The sequence below is a fragment of the Ectothiorhodospira marina genome, from assembly GCF_900109495.1.
Taxonomy (GTDB): Bacteria; Pseudomonadota; Gammaproteobacteria; order Ectothiorhodospirales; family Ectothiorhodospiraceae; genus Ectothiorhodospira; species Ectothiorhodospira marina.
On the sequence record NZ_FOAA01000009.1, the window covers coordinates 93133 to 115870 of the forward strand.

General features: G+C 63.5%; 24 protein-coding genes. 12 read left to right on the top strand and 12 right to left on the bottom strand.

The genetic code is table 11. From position 1 onward, the window contains the following. Positions 1-26: 26 nt before the first annotated feature. Positions 27-2150: an LUD domain-containing protein gene (locus BMY52_RS09210; protein WP_090253675.1), complete on the bottom strand. Its 2124-nt coding sequence runs from the start codon at positions 2148-2150 to the stop codon at positions 27-29. Beyond that, entirely contained in the window at positions 2147-2932 is a 786-nt protein-coding gene (locus BMY52_RS09215) for a (Fe-S)-binding protein (protein WP_090253677.1), read from the bottom strand. Before BMY52_RS09215 ends, BMY52_RS09210 begins: the two co-directional genes overlap by 4 nt. Positions 2933-3145: 213 nt before the next feature. Here BMY52_RS09215 and BMY52_RS09220 point away from each other — a divergent pair, with 213 nt between their 5' ends. Continuing rightward, positions 3146-3406, top strand: coding sequence for a DUF4282 domain-containing protein (locus tag BMY52_RS09220; protein WP_090253679.1), 261 nt, complete (start codon positions 3146-3148; stop codon positions 3404-3406). Here the strand turns inward: BMY52_RS09220 and BMY52_RS09225 are convergent. Beyond that, positions 3403-4482, bottom strand: a complete 1080-nt coding sequence (locus tag BMY52_RS09225) for a tartrate dehydrogenase (protein WP_090253681.1) — start codon at positions 4480-4482, stop codon at positions 3403-3405. The genes BMY52_RS09220 and BMY52_RS09225 overlap by 4 nt on opposite strands. Before the next feature lie 167 nt (positions 4483-4649). Between BMY52_RS09225 and mltF the strand changes: the two genes are divergently transcribed. After that, the gene (mltF, locus tag BMY52_RS09230; protein ID WP_090253682.1) at positions 4650-6017 is read left to right on the top strand and encodes a membrane-bound lytic murein transglycosylase MltF; all 1368 of its coding nucleotides are present in this window, start codon (positions 4650-4652) and stop codon (positions 6015-6017) included. Between the two features lie 15 nt (positions 6018-6032). Here mltF and BMY52_RS09235 read toward each other — a convergent pair whose 3' ends face one another. From BMY52_RS09235 to BMY52_RS15945, 3 genes are all read right to left on the bottom strand, one after another. Then, a complete protein-coding gene (locus BMY52_RS09235; protein ID WP_090253684.1) occupies positions 6033-6515 on the bottom strand; it encodes an arsenate reductase ArsC in 483 nt (160 codons plus the stop codon). A gap of 83 nt (positions 6516-6598) precedes the next feature. Further along, positions 6599-7891 (bottom strand): arsenic transporter, encoded by a 1293-nt coding sequence (locus BMY52_RS09240; RefSeq protein ID WP_090253687.1) that lies wholly within the window; start codon positions 7889-7891, stop codon positions 6599-6601. 90 nt (positions 7892-7981) lie between these two features. After that, a complete protein-coding gene (locus tag BMY52_RS15945) occupies positions 7982-8128 on the bottom strand; it encodes an arsenic metallochaperone ArsD family protein (RefSeq protein ID WP_342707694.1) in 147 nt (48 codons plus the stop codon). A gap of 45 nt (positions 8129-8173) precedes the next feature. On the opposite strand from BMY52_RS15945, the gene BMY52_RS09250 reads away from it, so the two are divergent. The 3 genes from BMY52_RS09250 (at position 8174) to BMY52_RS09260 (ending at position 10039) form a co-directional block, all read left to right on the top strand. After that, on the top strand, positions 8174-8677 hold the full coding sequence (locus BMY52_RS09250) for a disulfide bond formation protein B (protein ID WP_090253689.1): 504 nt from the start codon (positions 8174-8176) through the stop codon (positions 8675-8677). 101 nt (positions 8678-8778) lie between these two features. Next, entirely contained in the window at positions 8779-9777 is a 999-nt protein-coding gene (locus tag BMY52_RS09255; protein WP_090253691.1) for a permease, read from the top strand. Between the two features lie 25 nt (positions 9778-9802). Further along, positions 9803-10039 carry a thioredoxin family protein gene (locus BMY52_RS09260; protein WP_090253693.1) on the top strand — a complete coding sequence of 79 codons (237 nt, stop codon included), beginning with the start codon at positions 9803-9805 and terminating at the stop codon, positions 10037-10039. A 58-nt stretch (positions 10040-10097) separates the two neighbouring features. Here BMY52_RS09260 and BMY52_RS09265 read toward each other — a convergent pair whose 3' ends face one another. Together BMY52_RS09265 and BMY52_RS09270 are read right to left on the bottom strand one after the other, a co-directional pair. Continuing rightward, entirely contained in the window at positions 10098-10817 is a 720-nt protein-coding gene (locus BMY52_RS09265) for a DUF3581 domain-containing protein (RefSeq protein WP_090253694.1), read from the bottom strand. 129 nt (positions 10818-10946) lie between these two features. Then, positions 10947-12299: a M48 family metalloprotease gene (locus BMY52_RS09270; protein ID WP_090253696.1), complete on the bottom strand. Its 1353-nt coding sequence runs from the start codon at positions 12297-12299 to the stop codon at positions 10947-10949. A 107-nt stretch (positions 12300-12406) separates the two neighbouring features. On the opposite strand from BMY52_RS09270, the gene BMY52_RS09275 reads away from it, so the two are divergent. Together BMY52_RS09275 and BMY52_RS09280 are read left to right on the top strand one after the other, a co-directional pair. After that, complete coding sequence (locus tag BMY52_RS09275) at positions 12407-13591, top strand: YcjF family protein (protein WP_090253698.1); 1185 nt, start codon at positions 12407-12409, stop codon at positions 13589-13591. An 11-nt stretch (positions 13592-13602) separates the two neighbouring features. Further along, positions 13603-15159: a GTPase family protein gene (locus BMY52_RS09280; protein ID WP_090253700.1), complete on the top strand. Its 1557-nt coding sequence runs from the start codon at positions 13603-13605 to the stop codon at positions 15157-15159. Positions 15160-15177: 18 nt separating this feature from the next. Here the strand turns inward: BMY52_RS09280 and BMY52_RS09285 are convergent, their stop codons facing one another. Continuing rightward, positions 15178-15381, bottom strand: a complete 204-nt coding sequence (locus BMY52_RS09285) for a hypothetical protein (protein ID WP_090253702.1) — start codon at positions 15379-15381, stop codon at positions 15178-15180. Between the two features lie 125 nt (positions 15382-15506). Here BMY52_RS09285 and BMY52_RS09290 point away from each other — a divergent pair, with 125 nt between their 5' ends. Next, positions 15507-15935 carry a DsrE family protein gene (locus tag BMY52_RS09290; protein ID WP_090253704.1) on the top strand — a complete coding sequence of 143 codons (429 nt, stop codon included), beginning with the start codon at positions 15507-15509 and terminating at the stop codon, positions 15933-15935. 101 nt (positions 15936-16036) lie between these two features. On the opposite strand, the gene BMY52_RS09295 is transcribed toward BMY52_RS09290, so the two are convergent. Next, positions 16037-16516, bottom strand: coding sequence for a YbhB/YbcL family Raf kinase inhibitor-like protein (locus BMY52_RS09295; protein ID WP_090253706.1), 480 nt, complete (start codon positions 16514-16516; stop codon positions 16037-16039). A gap of 223 nt (positions 16517-16739) precedes the next feature. Here BMY52_RS09295 and BMY52_RS09300 point away from each other — a divergent pair, with 223 nt between their 5' ends. From BMY52_RS09300 to BMY52_RS09315, 4 genes are all read left to right on the top strand, one after another. Continuing rightward, a complete protein-coding gene (locus tag BMY52_RS09300) occupies positions 16740-17681 on the top strand; it encodes a cobyrinic acid a,c-diamide synthase (RefSeq protein WP_090253708.1) in 942 nt (313 codons plus the stop codon). Between the two features lie 61 nt (positions 17682-17742). Beyond that, on the top strand, positions 17743-18936 hold the full coding sequence (locus BMY52_RS09305) for a toxic anion resistance protein (RefSeq protein ID WP_090253710.1): 1194 nt from the start codon (positions 17743-17745) through the stop codon (positions 18934-18936). 93 nt (positions 18937-19029) lie between these two features. Beyond that, positions 19030-19644 carry a Spy/CpxP family protein refolding chaperone gene (locus BMY52_RS09310; protein WP_177169919.1) on the top strand — a complete coding sequence of 205 codons (615 nt, stop codon included), beginning with the start codon at positions 19030-19032 and terminating at the stop codon, positions 19642-19644. Between the two features lie 148 nt (positions 19645-19792). After that, positions 19793-20158: a hypothetical protein gene (locus tag BMY52_RS09315; protein WP_090253714.1), complete on the top strand. Its 366-nt coding sequence runs from the start codon at positions 19793-19795 to the stop codon at positions 20156-20158. Here BMY52_RS09315 and BMY52_RS09320 read toward each other — a convergent pair whose 3' ends face one another. Beyond that, positions 20159-21202: a thioredoxin family protein gene (locus BMY52_RS09320; protein WP_090253717.1), complete on the bottom strand. Its 1044-nt coding sequence runs from the start codon at positions 21200-21202 to the stop codon at positions 20159-20161. Between the two features lie 141 nt (positions 21203-21343). Beyond that, positions 21344-22636 (bottom strand): serine--tRNA ligase, encoded by a 1293-nt coding sequence (gene serS, locus BMY52_RS09325; RefSeq protein WP_090253719.1) that lies wholly within the window; start codon positions 22634-22636, stop codon positions 21344-21346. Between the last annotated feature and the right edge of the window lie 102 nt (positions 22637-22738).

Genomic DNA, 22738 nt, shown 5'->3' on the forward strand with positions numbered 1-22738 from the left:
CGATGCCCGAAACCACCAGGAAGGCCCTAACGTATCAGCAGTACCCGCAGGCTGCGGGGTCCGTGAGCTCCAAGCTGTATGGTCTGCTCCACGTCAGCGGTTCGCGAGGGGCCGGTGATGAGGTTGACGGTTCGAGGCCAGGGTTGGCCCTGCGCCCTGAGGCGCGTCCAGGCATCTTCCAGGCAGTCCACCACATCCGCCGACGACAGCACCACGAGATGGTATTCGGGCAGAAAGTTGAGGGTGGTGGGGTCATCCGCACCGGAGGTGAGGACCAGGGTTCCCGTCTCACCTACGCCACAGACCGCTCGGCTCAGGCCGACTGTCTCATCGCCCTGGGCCGGGCCGAAGCGGGGCTCAAGCCCGGCCCCGGCCCAGTCCAGGTAGGCCAGCGCCGGGGCCACGACCAATGGTCCCCGCAGGCCCTGCTGCCGCATGAACCCGGACAGGTATCGGGGAATGTCATCCGGCTGTTCGATCCACTCCACGGTTCCACCCACCTGCTCCAACCCTGCCTGAAAAGCCTCCATTGTATCCATGGAGCCCCTCTCCCCTCCGGGGAGAGGGGTTCGGGTGAGAGGGAACTCAGGCACCCGGCCCGCCACACCCCTCATCCCCGACCCTTCTCCCCCACGGGGAGAAGGGAGATCATCGCTGAAACCCGTAGCCTGTGGTCCAGAGCCCCTCTCCCCTCCGGGGAGAGGGGTTGGGGTGAGGGGAGAATCAGGCACCCCGCCTCCCTTCCCCCACATCTCCATAAAACTGCGCCCCTCCGGCACTGGCAGATATCGCCCGCCCGAAAACCACCCGGACGCCATGGGCAAACGTCGAAGCACGCCCTTCCCCCTGCCGAGCCAGGCCAGGGTCCGCGCCGACCATCGGGCCACTGACCGATACAATCCCGGCCTGCTTGCCATCTGCCCCCACAGCCATCCCCCCCAGCGGGACCCTCGACCCACCACCCGCTGCTCGAACTGATACTCCCGGAGCCCCCGGAGCATTTCCGGCAACGGGATCTTTACCGGACACACCTCGGCGCAATGACCATTCAGCGTGCAGGCCTGGGGCAGATCAGGGGCATTGGCCAGGCCGCGGTTCAAAGGTGTTAACACCGACCCCATGGGCCCCGGGTACACCCAGCCATAGGCATGCCCCCCGATGGCCCCATACACCGGACAGTGATTCAGGCAGGCGCCGCACCGGATGCAACGCAACATGGCCCGGTAACGGGGATCGGTCAGCATACCGGAGCGGCCGTTATCCACCAGCACCACGTGGTGCGCCAGCGGGCCGTCCAGATCATCTCCCCGGCGGGGGCCGGTGGACAGGGTGGTGTAACTGGTCATCGCCTGCCCTGTGGCACTGCGGCCCAGCAGACGCAGCAGGGTCGTCATGTCCTCCAGGGTCGGCACCACCTTCTCGATGCCGGTCACCGTCACATGCACCCGGGGCAGCGTGGCGGTCAGATCCCCGTTGCCCTCGTTGGTGACGATCACACTGGCGCCGTTCTCGGCCACCAGGAAATTGGCACCAGTGATACCCACGTCGGCTGTGAGAAAGCGTTCACGCAGCACGCTGCGGGCCTCGTTCACCAGTCCCGGGATGCTGGTGGTCCGCTCCTTGAAACCCAGTTCTTGATGATGCGTGTGGAAAAGTTCCGTGATCTGCTCGCGGGTCTTATGGACCGCCGGGGCGATGATGTGGCTGGGGGTCTCCTGGGCCAGCTGGATGATGTACTCACCCAGATCGGTCTCCACCCGATCATAACCGTCGTCATCCAGGGCCTCATTGAGCCCCACTTCCTCGGCCACCATGGACTTGCCCTTGGTCACGCGCCGGGCGTCTGCCTGAGCGCAGATATCCAGAACGATGCGCCGGGCCTGCTCGGCGTCGGCGGCCCGGTGCACCTGGCCACCCTGGGCCTCGAAGGCCCGAATGAACTGATCCAGGTAATCTTCCAGGTGATCCAGGGTGTGATCGCGGATGGCCACCCCTCGGTCGCGCAGGGCCTCGAAGTCGGGCCGGGCGTCCACCGCCTTGCGGCGCTTGAGCACGAAGCCGTCGCGGGCCCGGCCCAGTGCCTGCGCCAGATGCCGATCCTTCAGTGCCACCCGGACCCGGGCCTTGAAATCTCCCGTGGACGGATTCATTCCAAGCCCTCTCCGATGGCTTGCCCCTCGGTGCGCCCGGCCAGCACCTCCGCCACGTGAAAGACCCGCACGTCGCTACCCTCATGGCGCAAACGCCCAGCAATATTCAACAGGCACCCCAGGTCACCACCCAGCAGGAATCGAGCACCACTCTCGCTCACCCGCTGGCCCTTATCAGCCACCATGCGTCCGGAGATGCCCGGGTATTTCACGCTGAACAAGCCCCCGAACCCACAGCAGACCTGGGCGTCGGTCATCTCATTGAGTTCCAGCCCCTGCACCGTGGACAGCAGGCGGCGCGGCTGATCCCGCACCCCCAGTTCACGAAGCCCGGAACAGGAATCATGGTAGGTGGCCACGCCATTCAGGCGCGCATCCACCGACGTCATCCCCATCACATCCACCAGAAAGGCCGTCAGCTCGAAGGTTCGGTCGGCCAGGGCCCGCGCCCGGGCCTGCAGCTCGGGGTCATCGGCGAACAGGGCCGGGTAGGCCCGCATCATGGCACCGCAGGTGCCCGAGGGCAGCACCACATGGTCGAAGTCCTCGAACTCCCGCAACACCCGCAACGCCAGGGCCCGGGCCGTGGCTCGATCGCCGCTGTTGTAGGCTGGCTGTCCGCAGCAGGTCTGCCCGCGCGGTACGCTCACCCGGCAGCCCGCCGCCTCCAGCAGATGGACGGCGGAAAACCCCACATTGGGTCGATAAAGGTCCATCAGACAGGTGGCATACAGGGCCACATGGGGATGTGCGGGGGGATGTGCGGGGGAATTCACGGTCATGGCCGCCGTCGCGTAATGAATGGGCACTCTTGCCTAGGATAGACCGTCATCCCTGTGTTGGCAGCGACTTCCTGTCAACCCACTATACTTTCAGGGGCGCATCACGTTGGGTCGGAGCGGGCGCCAGGCTACCCAGCCACATCCGGCCGTTTTCATCGATCGGCGTCTGCCGCGCCGATCCACTTCAGGAAGAACTCAGGGGAGCGAAGACTGATGAATGACTATCTATTGTTTCGTAAGATGATCACGCCACCCTTCATCCACATCATTTTCTGGATTGGCGTGGCTGCCATTGTCGTCAGCGCGTTGGGGACCATGTTTGGGCAAAACTTCTTCGCCGGGGTATTGATGCTGGTGCTGGGCGTGGTGTTCTGGCGCATCAGTTGCGAACTGATGCTGGTTCTGTTCAGCATTCACGACCGACTCTCGGAAATCGCCAGGAAGCCGGGCTCTGGCCCGGACATGGGCACCTAAGCCCACGTACCCAGCGCCTCGGCGACGGCGCGGCCGAGACGCTGGGTATCTCCCTGACCTCCCAGGTCCGGGGTGAGCACCGCCTTGTCCCCCTGGCCCAGTACCTGCTCGATGGCGGCCAGGATGGCGTCGCCTGCCGCCTTGTGGCCCAGGTGTTCCAGCATCATCGCAGCGGACCAGATCTGGCCGACGGGGTTGGCGATGCCGCGACCAGCGATGTCCGGGGCACTGCCGTGCACCGGTTCAAACAGACTGGGGAAACGCCCCTCCGGGTTGATGTTCGCAGAGGGGGCGATGCCGATGGTGCCGGTGCAGGCCGGGCCCAGGTCCGAGAGGATGTCCCCAAACAGATTGCTGGCCACGACCACGTCGAACCAGTCAGGATGCTGGACGAAATGCGCCGTGAGGATGTCGATGTGGTATTGGTCCACCGCCACATCGGGATATCCCTCGGCCATGGCCGCCACCCGCTCGTCCCAGTAGGGCATGGTGATGGAGATCCCATTGGACTTGGTGGCCGAGGTGAGCTTGCGGCGCGGACGGGTCTTGGCCAGTTCGAAGGCATAACGGAGCACACGGTCGATCCCGATGCGGGTCATCACCGTGTTCTGGATCACCACCTCTCGCTCGGAGCCCTCGAACATGCGCCCGCCCACGCTGGAATACTCCCCCTCCGTATTTTCCCGCACCACGTAAAAATCAATGTCCCCGGGCTTGCGATCAGCCAGCGGGCTGCGTACGCCGGGCATGAGGCGACAAGGACGCAGGTTGATGTACTGGTCGAAGGCGCGCCGGAACTGTAGCAAGGAGCCCCACAGGGAGATGTGATCCGGCACCCGGGCGGGATCACCCACGGCGCCGAAGAAGATGGCATCAAAACCCTTGAGTTGTTCGAACCAGTCGTCCGGGAGCATGGCCCCATGGGCCAGGTAGTAGTCGCAACTGGCAAAGTCGAAATGCTCGAAAGCCATCTCAATGCCAAGGCGTTGCCCCACCACCTCCAGCGCCCGCAGCCCCTCGGGCATCACCTCGGTACCGATACCGTCTCCGGGAATGACTGCGATGCGATGGCTCATGGGGGTTCCTGAGTGGGATGGAAGGGAACGCGATGATACCGGGTTTGGTGCTCATGCGGCCTGGGTGTACGCAAAATTTCCAGATTAAGTATAGTCTTAACCCCGAAAAAGCTGAGGCCCGCACGGCGCCTGGCGAGACATCCCTGCCGTTCGAGCGAGGTGAGTTGATGGATTCCCGTCACATCAGACAACTGCCCACTGTTCTGCTACTCCTGTGCCTGCCCCTCGGGCTGATCACCGGTTGCGACCGGGGAGCGGGAGTCTCCCGGATACATCCGGACGAATCCGGGGTGTTGAGCGTGGTGACCCGGAACGGCCCCACCACCTATTACCTGGACCGTCATGAGCGCCCCAGCGGACCTGAATATGACCTGGTGACCGATTTTGCCGAGGCCCATGATTGGGAAGTCGATTGGATGGTGGTCGATTCCACTGCCCAGGTGATCGAAGCGCTGGAGGCCGGCCAGGCCCACCTGGCCGCTTCGGGGCTGACGCACCTGGAATCGCGTAACCAGCGTTTTGAACGGGGACCGGCTCACAGCGAAGTCACCCAACAGGTGGTTTGTCATCGCGACCTGGCCAACAAGCCCACCCAGATACCGGATTTGGTGGGCATTGAAATCGCGGTGACGGCGGACTCCAGCTATACCGAGCGTCTTCGGGCGCTGGCGAGCGAGCACGAGGGGCTGAACTTCAGGGAAGTGAACAAGGGCACCGAGCGGCTGCTGGGGGAAGTGGCGGAAAAGGCCCTGCAATGCACCGTGGCCGATGCCAACATCGTCAAGGTCAACCGCCGATTCATGCCATCACTGAGCGTGGCCATGGATCTCACCGAGGGCCAGAACCTGGGCTGGTATCTGGCTCAAGGGGCCACGAAACTGACGGAACAGGCGTTCAGCTGGATGAACAGCCGGGAGGGCGATGAGGCTGTTGATCGCATGGAGCGGCGGCATTACGCCTACATCACTGAGTTCGATTACGTGGACTTAAGAACGCTGAACCGGCGCATCGAGGAACGCCTGCCCCAGTACAAGGAACTCTTCCTGACCGCTGAAGAGGAAACCGGCATGCCGGCCGACCTGCTGGCCGCCCTGTCCTATCAGGAATCCCACTGGAACCCCAATGCCCGCAGCCCCACCGGCGTACGCGGCATGATGATGCTCACGCAGAACACCGCACGCTCGCTGGGCGTCACCAATCGCCTGGACCCGGAGCAGAGCATCCTGGCCGGTGCCCGTTATCTGGAGGACCGCCACCGACGACTACCGGAGTATATCCCGGAACCTGACCGCCTCTTCCTGGCCCTGGCCAGCTACAACGTGGGTCGCGGTCATCTCCTTGACGCGCGCCAACTGGCCCGGAATCTGGGGAAGAACCCGGACAGCTGGGCAGACATGCGGGAGGTGTTGCCACTGCTCTCGGATGAGCGGTATTACCCGCAACTGAGGTACGGCTATGCACGGGGGTATGAACCGGTGCATTTCGTGCAGCGGGTCCGCAATTACCGTGATGTATTGAGTCAGGCGTTCGACTGAGCGTCGCCGCCGACCTCAGGGGCATTGTTCCCCGATGCGATCCAGCACCGCCTTGAGGGCATCCTGATCCCGCAGCGCCGGATCGTCCTGGTCCAGGGCCAGGAAGGCCTCGATCCGATGCCGCAGGATGCGGTAGGCCTGATCAAAGGAGGCATTGATTGCCTCCTCGGTGCCGGTGGCCTTGGCCGGGTCATCCACCCCCCAATGGGTGCGCAGGGCTGACCCCAGGTACACCGGGCAGGTCTCCCCCGCCGCACTGGCACAGACCGTGACCACCACATCCGGGGTTTGAGGCAGGTCTTCCCAGGATTTGCTGTGCAGGCCCTGGGTGGGAATGCCCTCCCGCTCCAGCAGGGCCAGGGAGCGGGGATGGACCGCTCCGGTGGGCTGACTGCCGGCACTCACGGCCTGCCAGCCCTCGGGGGCCAGGGCATTGAAGGTGGCCTCGGCCAGGATGGAACGGCAGGAATTGCCGGTACACAGAAACAGCAGGTTCATGGAGCGTTACTCTCTTGACCAATGGGACGGGACAGAAACAGCCCTCACGCGGGAGCGGCTCGCAGTCGCTCCCGCCGGGGGCATCAGCGAATGATGCTCAGCCAGCCAGCCAGGGCCAGCAGGGTCACCAGCAGCACCGGCGGCGTGATCAGGATGCCAATCTTGAAGTACTGCCCCCAGGTGATGTGGATGCCCCTGCGCGCCAGCACATGCAACCACAGCAGCGTGGCCAAAGAACCAATGGGCGTGATCTTGGGCCCCAGGTCCGAGCCGACCACATTGGCGTAGATCATGGCCTCCTTGATGACACCGGTCACCTGGGCCTCGTCGATGGACAAGGCCACCACCATCACCGCTGGCATGTTGTTCATGATCGATGAGAGGAAGGCGGCGATGAACCCGGCTCCCACGGCCGAGGCCATCACCCCGTACTGACCGATCCAGTTCAGGGCCCCGGCAATATCGGCGGTGAGTCCGGCATTGCGCAGGCCGTAGACCACCAGGTACATGCCGATGGAGAAGATCACGATCTGCCAGGGGGCACTGACCACTACCCGACGGGTGGAGATGACACGCCCCCGGGCGGCCACGCCCAGCAACACCGCAGCGCCGACACCGACGATGGCGGAGATGGGCACGCCCATGGGCTCGATGACCAGGAAGGAGAACAGCAGCAAGGCCAGCACGCCCCAGCCTGCCTTGAACACCGCCAGATCCTTGATGGCCTGCTCGGGCTTGCGCAATCCCGCCAGTTCATAGGTGCGCGGGATCTGCTTGCGAAAGAACAGGTACAACACGCCCAGCGAGGCCGCCACGGACACCAGGTTGACCACCACCATCACCGAGGCGTACTCCCGGAAGCTGATGCCGAAGAAGTCGGCGGAGACGATGTTCACCAGGTTGGAGATCACCAGCGGCAGACTGGCCGTGTCGGCGATGAAGCCCGCCGCGATCACGAAGGCAAAGGCCGCCCCGGCGGAGAATCCCAGGGCCAGCAGCATCTCCAGGACGATGGGCGTGAGCATCAGGGCCGCCCCATCATTGGCGAACATGGCGGCCACGGCGGCCCCCAGGAGGATGATGAAGGCATACAGCCTGGGACCGCTACCCGCCCCCCATCGGGCCACGTGCAGCGCCGCCCATTCAAAGAACCCGGCCTCGTCCAGCAACAGGGAGATGATGATGATGAAGACGAAGGTGAGGGTGGCATTCCAGACGATGTCCACCACGATGGGCACATCGGAGAACTGCACCACGCCGGTGGCCAGGGCCAGCGCTGCGCCGGCCATCGCACTCCAGCCGATGCCCAGGCCCTTGGGTTGCCAGATGACCAGGGTGATCGTGATGACGAAGATCGTCAGTGCGGTGAGGAGCATGGATGGTTCCTAAGGTTTTATTTATTGGTTTGGGGCTGTGGATCCAGAGTCATGAGATCTCGTATGCGCATCGGCAATGCCTCTCCATCCTCAATCGCAGGTCTCGCTCCAGGGCTCCACACTGGGCCCACAGAGGCCGCTGGCGCAGCATTGGGGTGGATCGAAAACGGTGACTTCGGTCATGATGAGCGCCTCAATGAGAATGACATTGCATGGCAAGCATACGTATAAGCGCATATATGATCAACCACATATTCGCGCGCCAACCACGAGAGATCTGACATGTTTGCACCGGCGGTTCGCCCCATCTGGCTTGCCATAGCCCTGTTCTGCGCCCTGGCGGCTGGCCTGAGTATCGGCCTGACCGAGATCTTCAATCTGCACCCCTGTCATTTGTGCATCTTCCAGCGCCTGTTGTTCATGGTCCTGGCGGTGCTGGCGCTGAGTGGCGTGCTGTTCGGTGCCGCCCTGCCAGGAACGATCATGGGCGCGCTGGTGGTGGCAACGGCGGGTACGGGGCTAGGCTTTGCTGGCTATCAGAGTTGGCTTGAGCGCCAGCCCACCGACCTGGGGTTTTCCTGCGTAGGCCCTGAGCAAGGCCCGATTGAACAGCTGGTGGAATGGCTTGGGGAGCAGTCACCCACGCTGTTCATGGCCACGGGGATGTGTGACGAGACGGGGCCACAGCTCCTGGGCCTCTCCTTTGCCAATGCGGCCTTGGTGGGCCATCTCATGGTGGTCCTGCTGGGCGTCTGGGCCCTATGGCGCAGCCGACAGCCCTTCTAGGCACAGGGGGGGGGTTGGAGGCGTCGTTTTACGATTCTTTATATGCGTTTCTTCATATATTAAGATAGGCGGATATTAACGGGAGCCAGGACACCCTCCTCATGCTGGAAATCTTCACCCAAATCGCCAATGGGGTGGCCTACACCCTGTTAGGATTGGACCCGCAGACCTCGTTCGGGGTCGCAGTCCACTTCTTTGTCAAAAGCACCACCACCATCTTCACTCTCCTGGTGGTGATGATCTATGTGATCGCCCTGATCCGCGCCTCCTTGAACGTGGAGCGGGTGCGTGCCTTCCTGGCCGGGCGCAACCGGGTGGTGGGGTATTTTTTCGGTTCCACCTTCGGCGCCATGACCCCTTTCTGCTCCTGTTCCAGCGTGCCGGTATTCATCGGCTTCACCTCCGCCCGGATCCCCATCGGGGTGACGATGGCCTTTCTCATCACCTCTCCCATGATCAACGAGGTCGCCGTTGTGGTCCTATGGGGGCTTCTGGGCTGGCAGTTCACCCTCATCTACATCCTGGTAGGCTTTGCCGTGGGGATGCTGGCGGGCGCCTTCCTGGATGCCATCCAGGCCCAGCGTTATCTGCAGCCCTTCCTTGCCGAGGCCTATGCCAAGGGGCAGGCCCCCGAAGGTGACGTCACGCAGCGCGAGTCCATGACCCTGAAGGATCGGCATCTCTTTGCCCGAACCGAGACCCTGGACATCCTGGGGCGGGTGTGGAAGTGGGTCTTCATCGGTGTGGGTCTGGGCGCCCTGCTCTACGGCTTCGTCCCAGATGGCTGGGTGGAGTCCCACCTGGGTGGGGGGCAGTGGTGGCAGGTGCCGGCTGCGGTGCTGCTGGGTATCCCGCTGTACACGAACATCACCGGCGTGGTGCCCGTCATGGAGAGCCTGATTCTTCAAGGCCTGCCGATTGGCACCACCATGGCCTTCTGCATGAGTACCGTGGCCGCCAGTTTTCCCGAGTTCGTCCTGCTCAAGCAGGTCATGCAGTGGCGTCTGCTCCTTATGGTCTTCCTGATTCTGCTGGTAGCCTTCACCCTTGCGGGCTGGATACTGAATCTGGCCGGGCCACTATTCACACTGAACCTCTAACCGTTCACCCAGAAGAGGAATACTGATGAAAGACATCAAGGTACTCGGCATCGGCTGTGCACGCTGCACCGACACCGCCGACCTGATCCAGCGCACCATCAATGAGATGGGCGCGCAGGCCCACGTTGCCAAGGACACCCGCCCAGAGGCCCTGGTCGAGCACAACGTCATGTCCACCCCGGCCGTCGTCATCGACGGGAAGGTGGTTCATAGCGGCTCCATGCCCAAGGCAGACCAGGTGCGCAGCTGGCTCTCGGATTGACAGGAAAGCAAGATGTGGCGGCGCAGGGTTGCGGCCGCCACGGGCCCGGACACGGTCCTTACGCGGTGGCCTGATAGTCCGACTTCCAGCCGTCATACTGACGTACCAGGTCGTCCATCACCGCCTGCTCGAAGGGCCGAAGGCCGGAGATGACCAGCTTCTTGCGGCCACTCCCCACCACCTTGTCGTCCGCCAGCAAGTCAAAGTCCAGGGCGACATCACCGCGCTTGCCGTCCACCACCAGTTCCGCGTTGGAAAAACGCAGGCTCGGCGCCACGGCTGGCCACTGATCAAAGACAAAGGACATGCTGTTGTAGAACACCAGCGGGCGCTGAGGATTGACCATCACATCATGCTGTTTCATCAGCGGTACCAGAATATGGGGGAAATTCTGACCTGAAAACGCGGCATAGTCCCGTGTGAGGGATTCAATCAGCCGAGGGTCCATGGCGGGCTCCCCCTCGCGCTCCACTTCCAGGTAAGTCTTGCCTGCCTCATCCTGGATCGCCAGGCTGGACTCGGCGGAAGGCGAGAATCGCAAAGCCACATCGGCGCCCACCATATTGGTAAAACGGAAACTCATGCGCTGACTCACCCCATACTCGTTGAGCACCAGGCAGAACAGCAGATCCCCGGGGACGCAGAAGCGCTTGGCGTCGGGGTTGTGGATGGGATTGAAGTCCCCGGCCACCTCCTTGGCAAAACGGCTGGCCTGATCCGGCGTAACACGGACAGCCCCGTTTTCACGGGCATGAAATTCGTCAAGGTACGAAGGCAAGGGGTGAATCTCCCGGGCTCAGTGATTGTGATCCTGCAAGGCCGGTGGATTCTACTAAGCCCCGCGAGGCCAAAGCCAGTTTCCTGGTCACCACAAGGACACGTGGGAATTGGCACTCATGGCATGCCCCTACTGCCAGGCCTGCAGACGCTGAACGGCGTACTGGCCCTGCTGGGTCTGGGTGCCCACCTGTTGCACATAACGACGGTATTGCTGGGCGGCCGCCTGGCGATTCTGCATGCCCTCAAGGGCCACACCCTGCAGAAATACCGTATTCGGGTTGCCCGGCAGCATGCGCTCATAGCGCTGGAAATGGTCCAGGGCCGCATCCGGTCGGTTCATCGCCAGCTGATTGATGCCACTGAGGTGAACCGCCTGCCCCTCCCCGGGATAAGATGCCCGGGCCTGCTCCAGATAACGCTGCGCCTCCCGGTGCTGTCCCTGGGCGGATTTGGCCTTGGACATGAGCACCAGCCCGGGATAATCGTCCGGCACCTGCCGCAAGGCCTTGGCGAAGTGCTCCTCGGCCTGACGGGGTTGCTCCTGGGCCATGCGCTCCTCACCCGCCTGCATCTCCTTGATGGCCGGTTTGATGCGCCGCAGGTCGTGAGTGTTATCCATATACCGTTCCCGACGCACGTTGCGCCCCAGGGAGTCGCCATAACGGGACTGAGCCTCGCGCTGGGCGGTGTCAAAGCGTTCCTGGCTCATGGGATGGGTGGAGAACATGGTCTCCAGGGCATTGGGCTGGCGGTCGGACATGCCCCGTAGCATGTCCATGAGTTCCACCATCCCCTCAGGATTCTGGCCCGCTTCGGCCATGTACTGAAGGCCCAGGTCATCGGCCTCGCGCTCATTCTCGCGGCTGTAATGGGCCAGCAGAGCCGTGGCACCCACCGCGCTCACGGCGTAGATCAGGTTGCTGTACCCGGAAAGTTGCTCGGACTGGGCTGCGGCGATGCCGATGCCTCCCAGCGCCAGAGCGGCCAGTATGCCCTTGGTCTGACGTCGTGCCGTGTGTCGGGCATTCACATGGCCGGTTTCATGACCCAGCAGCGCCGCCAGTTGTGCCTCGTCGTCCATCTCCACCATGATGCCGCGGGTGCATGCCATGGTGCCGCCGGGGAACGTATAGGCATTGATATAGTTGGCATTGACCACATTATGGCTGTAGGGCATGTGGGGACGGTGAGAGACTTCGGCCACCGACGTGCCCACCTCGCTCACGTAGCGGTTGACCCGGGCATCACGCAATAGCCCATAATCATTGGAGAACTGGTGCGGCGCGTGCTGTTTGTCAATATTGATCTCTTCCTGCTCGGACATGAGCATGAGGCGTTGCTGGCCGGTGACCGGATCAGTGGCGCAGCCCTGCAACTGGGGCACCACCACCGCGCCGGCGGAGGCAGCGGACATCAGCCAAAGGAAGTCGCGCCGGGTCATGCGGCGCTGGAGGATACGGTTACCTGGATGGGCGTCCATGATGCAATCTCCCCTGGTACGTGCCGGTCAGGATGTGGAATGTCAGTCTACCCCTTGCACGCGGAGGTTCCCAAGTCTTGAAACCCACCCCCCCATGGCGACGCTTCATGGACGCCGTGCTCAAACCCGAGCCGGATCCAGGCCTGGCCGCCAACATCCGCGCCCAGGCGCGTGCCCAGGCGCCCGTGCTCTGGCTGCTGGGCAAGGTGCAGTCGGGCAAGAGTTCCATCGTGCGCAGCGTCACCGGCGACCCTCAGGTGGAGATTGGCAGCGCTTTTGAACCCTGCACCCGGGCCTCGCGCATCCATGAATTCCCGACGGACGTGCCGGTGGTGCGTTTCCTGGATACCCGCGGCCTCGAAGAGGCGGGCTATGATCCCACCGATGATCTGGCCGTGGTGGAACGCGGTGCCCACGCAGTGATCGCCGTGGCGCGGGCCATGGACCCGCAGCAGGACACCCTCCTGCGTGTACTCAAGCAGGTACGCCAACGCCACCCGGATTGGGCCATCGTGCTGGTGCAGACACGCCTGCATGATGGTTATCCGGACGACAGGGACCACCCCAGCCCCGCCGCCCTGGCCAGCGACCCCGACCTGGAAGACCTGCGACGCGCCATGGAGACGCAGGCCCGGGCCTTCCGCGAACTGCCGGGCCATGGGCCATTCCACCAGGTGGCCGTGGACCTCACCCGCCCCGAGGACGATTTCAGCGAACAGGACTACGGCCTTGATGCCCTGCTGGACGCCCTGGAGGCGGCCTGCAGCGCCGGGCGCGCTGGCCTGATCCGGGAACTGGCCCGCAACGCCCGCGACAGCCGCCAGGCCCGCATCCGCCCGCATATCCTGGGCTATGCCACGGCCGCAGGGGTCACCGACATGGTGCCGGTGATGGGCATGGTCACCGTGCCCACCCTGCAGGGCAAGATGCTGCATAGTATCGGGGAATTCTATGCCCTCAACTGGGATCGGCCCACACTCAAGGCCTTTCTGGCGTCCCTGGGTTCAGGCACCCTGCTGGGCCTGGGTGCCGGGTTCGCTGCCCGGCAACTGGGCAAGCTGATCCCGGTGTACGGCCAGGCCGCTGGCGCGGCGGTGGCGGGTGCCGCCAGTGCCGCCGTCACCTATGCCCTGGGCCGCGCCGCCTGCTATTACCTGGAGCAGGTTCGTAAAGGGGTCGATACACCCGAGGGCGTCTCCGAGGCCTTCCACGGAGCCCTCAAGGAAGCCCACGCCCTGTTCCGGCGACAAAGTACGGAGACTGCGCCGCCCTCGCGAGGCTCTCCTTCATGAATCGGCCTGGCATGAATCGGCCTGGTACCCTCTGGCCCCGCTGGGGCGCCTTGGTCGCAGCCCTGGCCGCCGCCACCCTGCCCTTCCTGATTCTGATCCCCCTGGGAGCCTTCTGGCTGTGGCAACAGGGCTGGCTACTGATCTGGCTGGGCATCGCCACGGGGCTGGTGTTGGTTGGCTATGCCCTATCCGTATGGCTGCAGCGCCGGGCAGAGCATTTGGATGCCAGCACCGATGCCACAGACCAGGGTGCAGTCTCGGCACCGGACACGGACTGGTCGCCCCGGGACATGGCGGCGTGGGAGAGCGTGCAGAAGATCGCCGCCGAGTCAGACCCCCACATCGTCGGCGACTACCGCCTGCTGCTGCTGGCCGGCCGACAGACCATCGAGCAGGTGGCTCGACACTATCACCCGGAAGAACGCCACCCCATGTGGCGTTTCACTGTGCCCGAGGCGCTGCTGGTCACGGAACGGGTGAGCGTGCGCCTGCGCCGGGTGATGCTGGACAAGGTCCCCGGCTCCCATCTGATCCGCGCCAGTCAGCTGATGCGACTATGGGATTTTCAGCCCGCCGCCAGTACGAGCATGCGTTGGTTCCGCGGCGCCACGCGCGTGTACCGGGCTGCCCGGCTGGTGAACCCCCTGGGGGCCGTCATGGCCGAGGCACGGGAACGCATGGTGTCCATGATGATGGGCGAAGCCGGAGATTATCTGCGCCGGCGGGGTGCCCGTATCTGGGTGGAGGAAGTGGGCCGCGCGGCCATCGAACTGTATTCCGGGCGACTGCGCATCGACACCGAACAACTGGACGAGGCCGCCGCCATGGAAGCCATGGGACCGGGCGTGAACCTGGCGGATCAGGCAGGGCCCATCCGCATCACGGTGGCCGGTCAGGCCAACGCGGGCAAATCCAGCCTGATCAATTGTCTGCTTGATCGGCTGGCCGCCGGTGTGGACGTGCTCCCGACCACCCAGGAGGCCAACGGTTACCTGCTTGAACGTAACGGGCTGCCGGAGGCGGTGCTCGTGGACACCCCGGGGCTCCAGGACAGGCAAGGCATCGAGGCCCTGGTGGACACGCTCTGGGAGAGTGACTACATCCTCTGGGTGGTGGACGCCCACCGGGCCGATCGGGCTCTGGATGGACGGGCCCTGGAACACCTGCGCCAGCGCTTTGCCGCCGATCCACGCCGGATCCTGCCCCCCATCCTGGTCGTCCTGAGCCATGTGGATCGTTTGTCACCGCCCCGGGAATGGGATCCTCCCTACGACCTGGAGGCCCCCGCACGCCCCAAGGCGCAGGCCATGCGTCAGGCCATGGAGGCAATCTCCAAGGATCTGGGCGTGGCCATGGAAGCGACCATCCCGGCGCGGCTGGATGTCCGGGACAAGGCCTACAACGTTGATACGATATGGGAGCGGATCACCAGCCAACTGGATCGGGCGCAGCGGGGACGTGCCATGCGCATTCTCCTCGAGGCCTCGCCGGGGGAATGGAAACGGGTACTGAAACAAACGGCCCGCGCCGGGGCAGAGGTCACGCGGCGCTGGATGCGCTCGCGCTGATCAAGAGATCACACGCCATCATTGGGGCTGCCCAAATAGATGCCAGAGCAAAAATCCCCCGTAGATCCCCAGCAGGACAATACTGAGGAGGGTGATCGGACGAATCCCCGTTTCCTCGGGCACCGGCTGCCCCTGCGCCTTGAATTGCCGCACCCGCCACCAGCGCTTTAAACGCCACCAGGCAAAGGCCAGCAAGATCAGCAGGGTGAGGAATTTAACCATGGATATCAGGCTCCAGTCGCTCCGATGGCCGGAACTGTGAATTCCATCCCGCGCAACGGAAGACAAACATTAGAATTTAATGATATGGTGTTACTCGTCATTCGCAAACAGGAGCATTGCTGACCATGAAGCATCTCAAGACCGGTATCATTTCCCTGGCCCTGCTGTTGGCCATGATTCCCCTGGCCGCCGCGGCTGAAAGCAACCGCGTGGTCGTGACCGTAACCACCGACGAACCCCAGACTCAGGCAATGGCCATGATCCTGTCCGGCCAGCTTGTTGAGCGCGGTGCCGAACTGCACGTGCTGCTGTGCGACAAGGGCGGCGAACTGGCCACCCGTTCCTATGAAGGCCCCACCATGAAGGGTGCCGACGCCACTCCGCAGCAGATCATGCAGAAGGTGATGCGTGGTGCTGCCAGTGTCCAGGTCTGCGCCCTGTTCCTGCCGAACAGCGACTACACCAAAGACGACCTGATCGACGGTGTTGGCGTGGCCACCCCGCCGCAGATGGGCGAACTGATGTTTGATGACGCCCGCTTCATGACGTTCTAAGGCAGCGGTTCCAACCCGCCCAAGGGCCATCCCGGCTTCGGCCAGGGTGGCCCTTTTTTTGTTGGCGCGCTCCATGACGCCCAAGACATCAACGGTACGACTCACCCCCGCTGATAGGTCCCCACCAGCCGATTCATGCCGATCACGGCCGGCTCGATCTTCTCCAGCAATTGCCACAGGGTGAGCCCTTCAGCCAGTTCCATCTCCCGATCCAGGGCCAGCACCCAGAAATAGTACTGATGCATGCCATGGCCTTCGGGCGGCATGGGGCCTCCATAGCCGGTACGGCCAAAATCGGTGGCGCCGCTGGTGTATTCCTCCACTCCCTCGGGCAGTCGGGTCACCGATGCCGGGATGTTGTACAGCACCCAGTGGACGAACCCATAGGTGCCCCCTGGGGAGATCAGCGGGGCGTCCGGATCGTGGCAGATCACGGCGAAGGCCTTGGTGTCCTGGGGTGCGCCGTTCCAGGTCAATGCCGGCGAGACATCCTCGCCCTCCCCCGTGTGCCGGGTCGGAATGGCGCCGCCCTGGGAAAAAGCCGGGCTGGTCAGTTGCATGTCGGACGGTGCAAAACCCATGGTTTCCCTCCTATTGCGTAACCCCGGCGCAGGAGTGCGTCGGGTATGGCTCTGCGCCGAGTCTAACAAAACCCCACCCCACCATCATTCACCCATCCTGTAGGAAAATGGGGACAGACCCCTTTATGTGGAAAAGGGGTCTGGGAAAAGGGGTCTGTCCCCTTATTCTGATCACCTTTTAGAGGGGCTCCGTTCTGGGTATGGAAGGTAGTAGACTAGGGTCATGATGGGATTCCTCCAGGGTTTTGCCTACGGGCTTTTTCTCTCCTGCCTGCCATGGCTGATCATTGGCATGATCGAGCCGCGCTTGGCCGTGCCCGTGGATCCACCCACACGCTGGCAGGTGCTGTTGCGCTACTGGCTGATCATCCCCTTCATCGCCTTCATCCTCTGGGCCACCTCCCTGTTTGGCGGCTTTGGGCCCACCCTGGGCGGCTGGGTGGCCGGACTGCTGGCCATCTTCGTGGCCATCCCCGCCGAGCGCGGCTTGCGAGGCTGGCTGAGGCGGCGTGCTGAGCGGCGCCGGGAGGCCGAGCGCGAGGCGGCAGCGGCCCGGGAGCGGGCGGCGCTGGAACGCAAGGCACGGGAGGCCGGACTGGCCATCCTGGACCCGGAGCAACCGCCGGTGGGCGCTGATGAACTGGTGCGCGCCCTGTGTCAGACCAAGGGTGACCTGCTCAAGGCAAGGCGGCCGGATCTCGCCAGCCAGGTGGATCGAATCTATACCCGCTATACCCACGTGAACGAGGTGCTCGAAGGTAAGTTCGATGCACGTGAACTCACCTTTGAACGCTCCCTCAACCTGGTCCGGGAAGTCTCCTGGACAGCCGTGGACAACCTGAACACCATGGCCTCGGTGGCCCGCGGTGTGCGCGGGGTGGATGTGGAAAATGTCCGAGGCCGCCTGAGCCGGCAAGCCCAGATGACCGACGAGGAGCGTCAAGCCCTGGAGCGGCGCCTGGAATTGGTGGAGGAAACCGAAACCCGCCTGCGGGAGCTGGGGGCCCGCAACGAGGCTGCCATCACAGCCCTGGATGATGCCGCTGTGGCCGTTTCCGCTGTGAGCACCGACCGTCCCCGCGCCTCGGTAGCGGCCAACCAGGCCCTGGAAGACCTGCGCCAGTTCGTGGAAAAGGCCCACCATTACGGTCGTCAGGGTGAGTGAACGTGGCTCCCTGCATGCGTATCATGGAATCCCATGCTGCAGTCCCGACCCGAGGCCCGAGATGAACGCCAGCCGAAACGATACCGCCGACGCATCCTCACTCAATCTCTCGCTGCCTGCCGCTGAGGAGATCGAATCCCAGGTCAAGCAGGAAACCGATCCCACGACAGTAACAGACGATCCGGAACTGAATGCCCTGGCGGACCGTTTCCTTGAGCAGGTGCTTGGAGGCGAGCCCAAGGAGGCACCGGATCATCGCCACCGTCAGGCGGTGGACGAAATGGGGCTGGATATCCAGCGTCAGGCGGCTCATCGCAGCCAGATGCTCCAGGCCCCGATCCGCAAGCTGGCCCATCAGGGCGATGAGGGTGGTCCGGTAGCCAAGTCGCTGCTGGATCTGCGCGACCGGATGGTGGACCTGGATCCGCGTCGCCACAATCTCTCCGCCACCGGCCTTAAGCGCATGTTGTCCCGGCTGCCCGGTGTGGGCACGCCGTTGCAACGATATTTCAACAAGTTTGAAACCGCCCAGGAGGCCCTGGACGCCATCATCAAGGACCTGGAAGCAGGCAAGGATATGCTGCATCGGGACAATCTCACCCTCAGTGATGATCAAAAGTCCCTGCGCCAGAGCCTGGAACAACTCAAGCGCCAGATCGCCCTGGGGCGGCTGATTGATCAGCGGCTCAGCGAAAAATCCCGGCAGCTTCCGGAGGGTGATGGCCGCAAGCGGTTCGTGGACGAGGAATTGCTATTCCCGTTGCGCCAGCGCGTTGTCGACCTGCAGCAGCAGTTGGCGGTGAGCCAGCAGGGCATCCTGTCCCTGGAAGTGGTGATCCGCAACAATCGGGAACTGATGCGTGGCGTGGACCGGGCCATCAACGTGACCGTGTCCGCCTTGAATGTGGCAGTCACGGTGGCCATGGCCCTGGCCAACCAGCGTTTGGTGCTGGACCGGGTGGAAGCCATCAATACCACCACCTCGGACATGATCGCTGGCACGGCCCACGCGCTGCGCACCCAGGGCGTGGAAATCCAGAACCGGGCGGCCTCCACCATGCTGGACATGGAGAAGCTGGAGGATGCCTTCGAAGATGTGGTGGGCGCCATCGATGAGGTCTCTCGTTACCGCAAGGAGGCCCTGCCGAAGCTGGATGCACAGATCGACCGCCTGGACGCCCTGGCCCAGCAGGGCAACGAGGCCATCGAGCGCATGGACAAGGGGGATTCAGCCCGGGTGGACCAGGCCATTTGAGGTTGACCCGGGCCGGGGCGAAGGCCATGGTGTGGAGGTGTTCCCCGGTGGCTATCGAAAAGGGGACAGACACCTTTCCTCGGAGGTTGCATGATGAAACGAACGAATCAGAATCGCTTGACGGCCTTGCATGTGGGCGTGGGCGCGGCACTGCTGATGGTGGGCATGGCCGCTCCGCTGCAGGCCGACACCTCGACGACCCTGGCTCAGGCCGGGATGGGACAGGGCGGCATGGGCCAGGGCGGGATGCAGCAACAACCCGGCATGGCGCAGGGGCAGCGGGGTATCGAGCAACTGGAGGCATCCCTCCGTCTGAACAATGAACAACAGGCCCTGTGGGACGAATTCATCCAGCACATGGGGCCCCGCCAAACCCCTGAAGACCGGACCCAGCGTCGCGAGGCCATGCAGGAAACCGATTTCCTGGATCGCATGGAGACGCGCGTTTCCATGGCAGAAGTGCGGCTGGAAGAGGCCCGAGAAGCTCGAAACGCCGCACGGGCACTATACCGATCACTGGACCGCGGGCAACGGGATATCCTTGATAACTCGCCTACCGCCCAGGAGTGGACCCGCGGACAGGATGAGGGTATGAGCCGGCCCGGCATGGGACAGGGTCGAGGGATGGGCCAGCAACCCCCAGGTCAGGGAAGGGGCCTTGAGCCACCACCCGCCGGCGGACTGAACCAGCCCGGCATGGGTCGATAACCCCCTCTCGGCCATCTACCGCACGGGCCACTAGCACGCGGTCCGTGCGGCGCTTCCATAGAGGCTCTGTCGGGTCGAGGCTCGCCTGCGTGATACCCTGATCGCTCCGACACTGTCCCGCCACTGGGGCCCCTTAGCGAGCAGAAGCATGAATCAGACCGACCCAAAGAATGCCCCGGTCCACCATACCGTCCTGGCCTATCTACTCGCTCCCTGGCACCTCAAGGACATGCCTGGTATCACGCCGGAAGATCGGCAAGCCCGGGCGGCCTGGTGCCGGGACCACTGCGGGACCTTCGCCGGTCGCTGGATGCTGATTGCCCTGGGCGCCTGGATGATCCAGATCTCCCCGCTGGGCTTTCTGTTCATGCTCGGGGGCATGCCACTGCTGGCCCTGTTCTTCCCCGTGGCCTTCATCATCGGCATCGCCCACCTGGTGGCTCAACTGGTCTCACAGAAGCGCGCCGGCCCTCCTCGCATCGATCCACCCGCGGACCGGGACGATTGGGACTGATCAGCCCCCCTGATCCATACGCCAGCGCTGGTAGGTGGGAGAGTCCTCGTATCCCCTGGTGAGCACATACTCCAGCACCGAACGCAGCCGGTGCAGCCGCACCACCGAGTCGATTCGCAGGACCTCCTCACCCGCCTCGTCGAAGAAGATCAGCGTGGGGGCATAGAACAGCCCCAGATCCTCCGCCCATGCCCGCGCCGTCAGCGATCGCCCATCCGGGGTGAGAACCGGCGTCTCCTCCGACCACATATCCAGCTGCACCACCTCGAACAGATCCAGTAGTTCCAGTACCTGATCATCCCGCAGCGGCTCGGTATGCAGGATGTCGCAGGCATGACATTCCCCCTGCTCAAAAAACACCACCAGCGGACGATCGGCGGGGATATGCGAGCGATCCAGCCCAAAGGGCTCGGGGGCGAAGAACGCTTGATGATTCAGATCATCCGGATCAAACCGGGGTGGCGGGTCCGCACGCGCCAGATACTCGCGGAAGGTCTCATTCTCATAGTGACCATCAGCCACATACTCCAGGGCGGCACGAAAACGATAGGGTGAGTGATAGCCTCGCAGGCGAAATACCGGCGTGCCGTCCGGCTCATAGAAGATGAAGGCGGGCGTGAAATTCAACCCCTTGCCCACGGCAAACTCCCGCTCCGTCATGGACTCACCCTCAAGCGTGGTGATCCCCCGACTGCCCAGCACATCCAGCCCCACCACATTGAAGTGCCGACGCGTGTAGTCGAGGATGTCGGGCTCCGCGAAGTTCACGTTGAACAGGGCCTCGCAGTAAGGGCAGTCGTCCATGCCGATATACACCGCCAGGGCCCGCTTGCCCTGCTCCCGCACCTTCTCCAGATCCTCCCGCAGATCCAGCAGGGAAAGCTCGAACCAGTGGGGATGCTGCAGACCGATCAGGCGTGGTGTGTCATCGATCGGTGGCTGATCCTTCGCCACCGCCGGTGCCCCAAGGCCCAGGAACGCCACCAGGAGCCCGCAAAGCCATCCGGCCAGGGTCAATCGATGTCGCGATAAAAAATGCCTCATCGTCCACTCCTTCGAATACCCATCAGTGCGGCAAACCATCACCCTTCAATCGTCCCGCGGACAGGCTTACCGCCCCGCCAGGGGCCACCCTGATGCCAACCGAAGGAGCCGCGTGCCAAGGAAGGCAATACCCGCCCGGAATCAGCCGGCTCCCAGCCCAGGATCCAGCACACTCAACCCACCCATGTAAGGCTGCAGCGCCTCAGGGATATGAATGCGCCCCTCGGCATCCTGACCGTTCTCCACCAAGGCTACCAAGGTGCGGCCCACAGCCAGCCCGGAACCGTTCAGCGTATGCAGCAGTTCCGGCTTGCCCGTCTCCGGATTGCGATACCGGGCCATCATCCGGCGGGCCTGGAAATCCTCGAAATTGGAACAGGAAGAGATCTCCCGATAGGCATTCTGCCCCGGCAGCCACACCTCCAGGTCGTAGGTCTTGGCCGACGAAAAGCCCAGGTCCCCCGTGCACAGTGTCACCACCCGGTAAGGCAGCTCCAGACGCTGCAGGATCGATTCCGCATGCCCGGTCAACTCCTCCAGGGCCCGCCAGGAATCGCCGGCCGGCACCAGCTGCACCATCTCCACCTTCTCGAACTGGTGCTGGCGGATCAAACCCCGGGTATCCTTGCCATAAGAGCCCGCCTCCGAACGGAAACACGGGGTATGACACACAAAACGGGCCGGCACCTCGTTGGCCGCCAAGATGCTATCCCGCGCCAGATTGGTCACCGGCACCTCCGCCGTGGGGATCAGGTAATAGCCCGGATCCTGAGCCATGCGGAACAGATCTGCCTCGAACTTGGGCAGCTGCCCCGTGCCCCGCAGGCTATCGGCATTCACCAGGTAGGGCACATAGACCTCCTGATAGCCATGCTCCCGGGTATGCACATCCAGCATGAACTGGATCAGCGCCCGGTGCAGCCGGGCCATGGCACCGCGCATCACCGCGAAGCGACTGCCGCTGATACGCACCGCACTGTCAAAGTCCATCCACCCATGAGGCGCCCCCAGATCCACGTGATCCTTGGGTTCAAAAGCCAGCTGACGCGGCTCCCCCCACCGACGCACCTCCTCGTTCTGATCCTCATCATCCCCCTGAGGCACGGTCTCGTGGGGAAGGTTGGGGATGCCCATCAGGAAATCCGACAACGCCTGCTGCAACTCCCCAAGCCGATTCTCGCAGTCCTTGAGCTCATCCCCCAGACGCGACACCTCCGCCTTCAGGGGCTCGATATCCTCTCCCCGGGCCTTGGCCTGACCGATGGCCTTGGAGCGGGTGTTGCGCTCACTCTGCAACTCCTGGGTGCGCACCTGTAATTCCTTGCGAGCATTCTCCATGCGATTGAAGGCATCGGTATCCAGCGCAAAGCCCCGGCGCGCCAGGCGGGCAGCGATGGTATCCAGGTCATTTCTGAGGGTTTTGGGATCGAGCATGCGTCCGTATCCAGGATCTTGAAAAAGGTGGATGAAAACTGAGGGGATGGTAGCACAGGGTCCCTTGGCGATTGACCGCGCGGGCCGGGGGTAGGACACTCC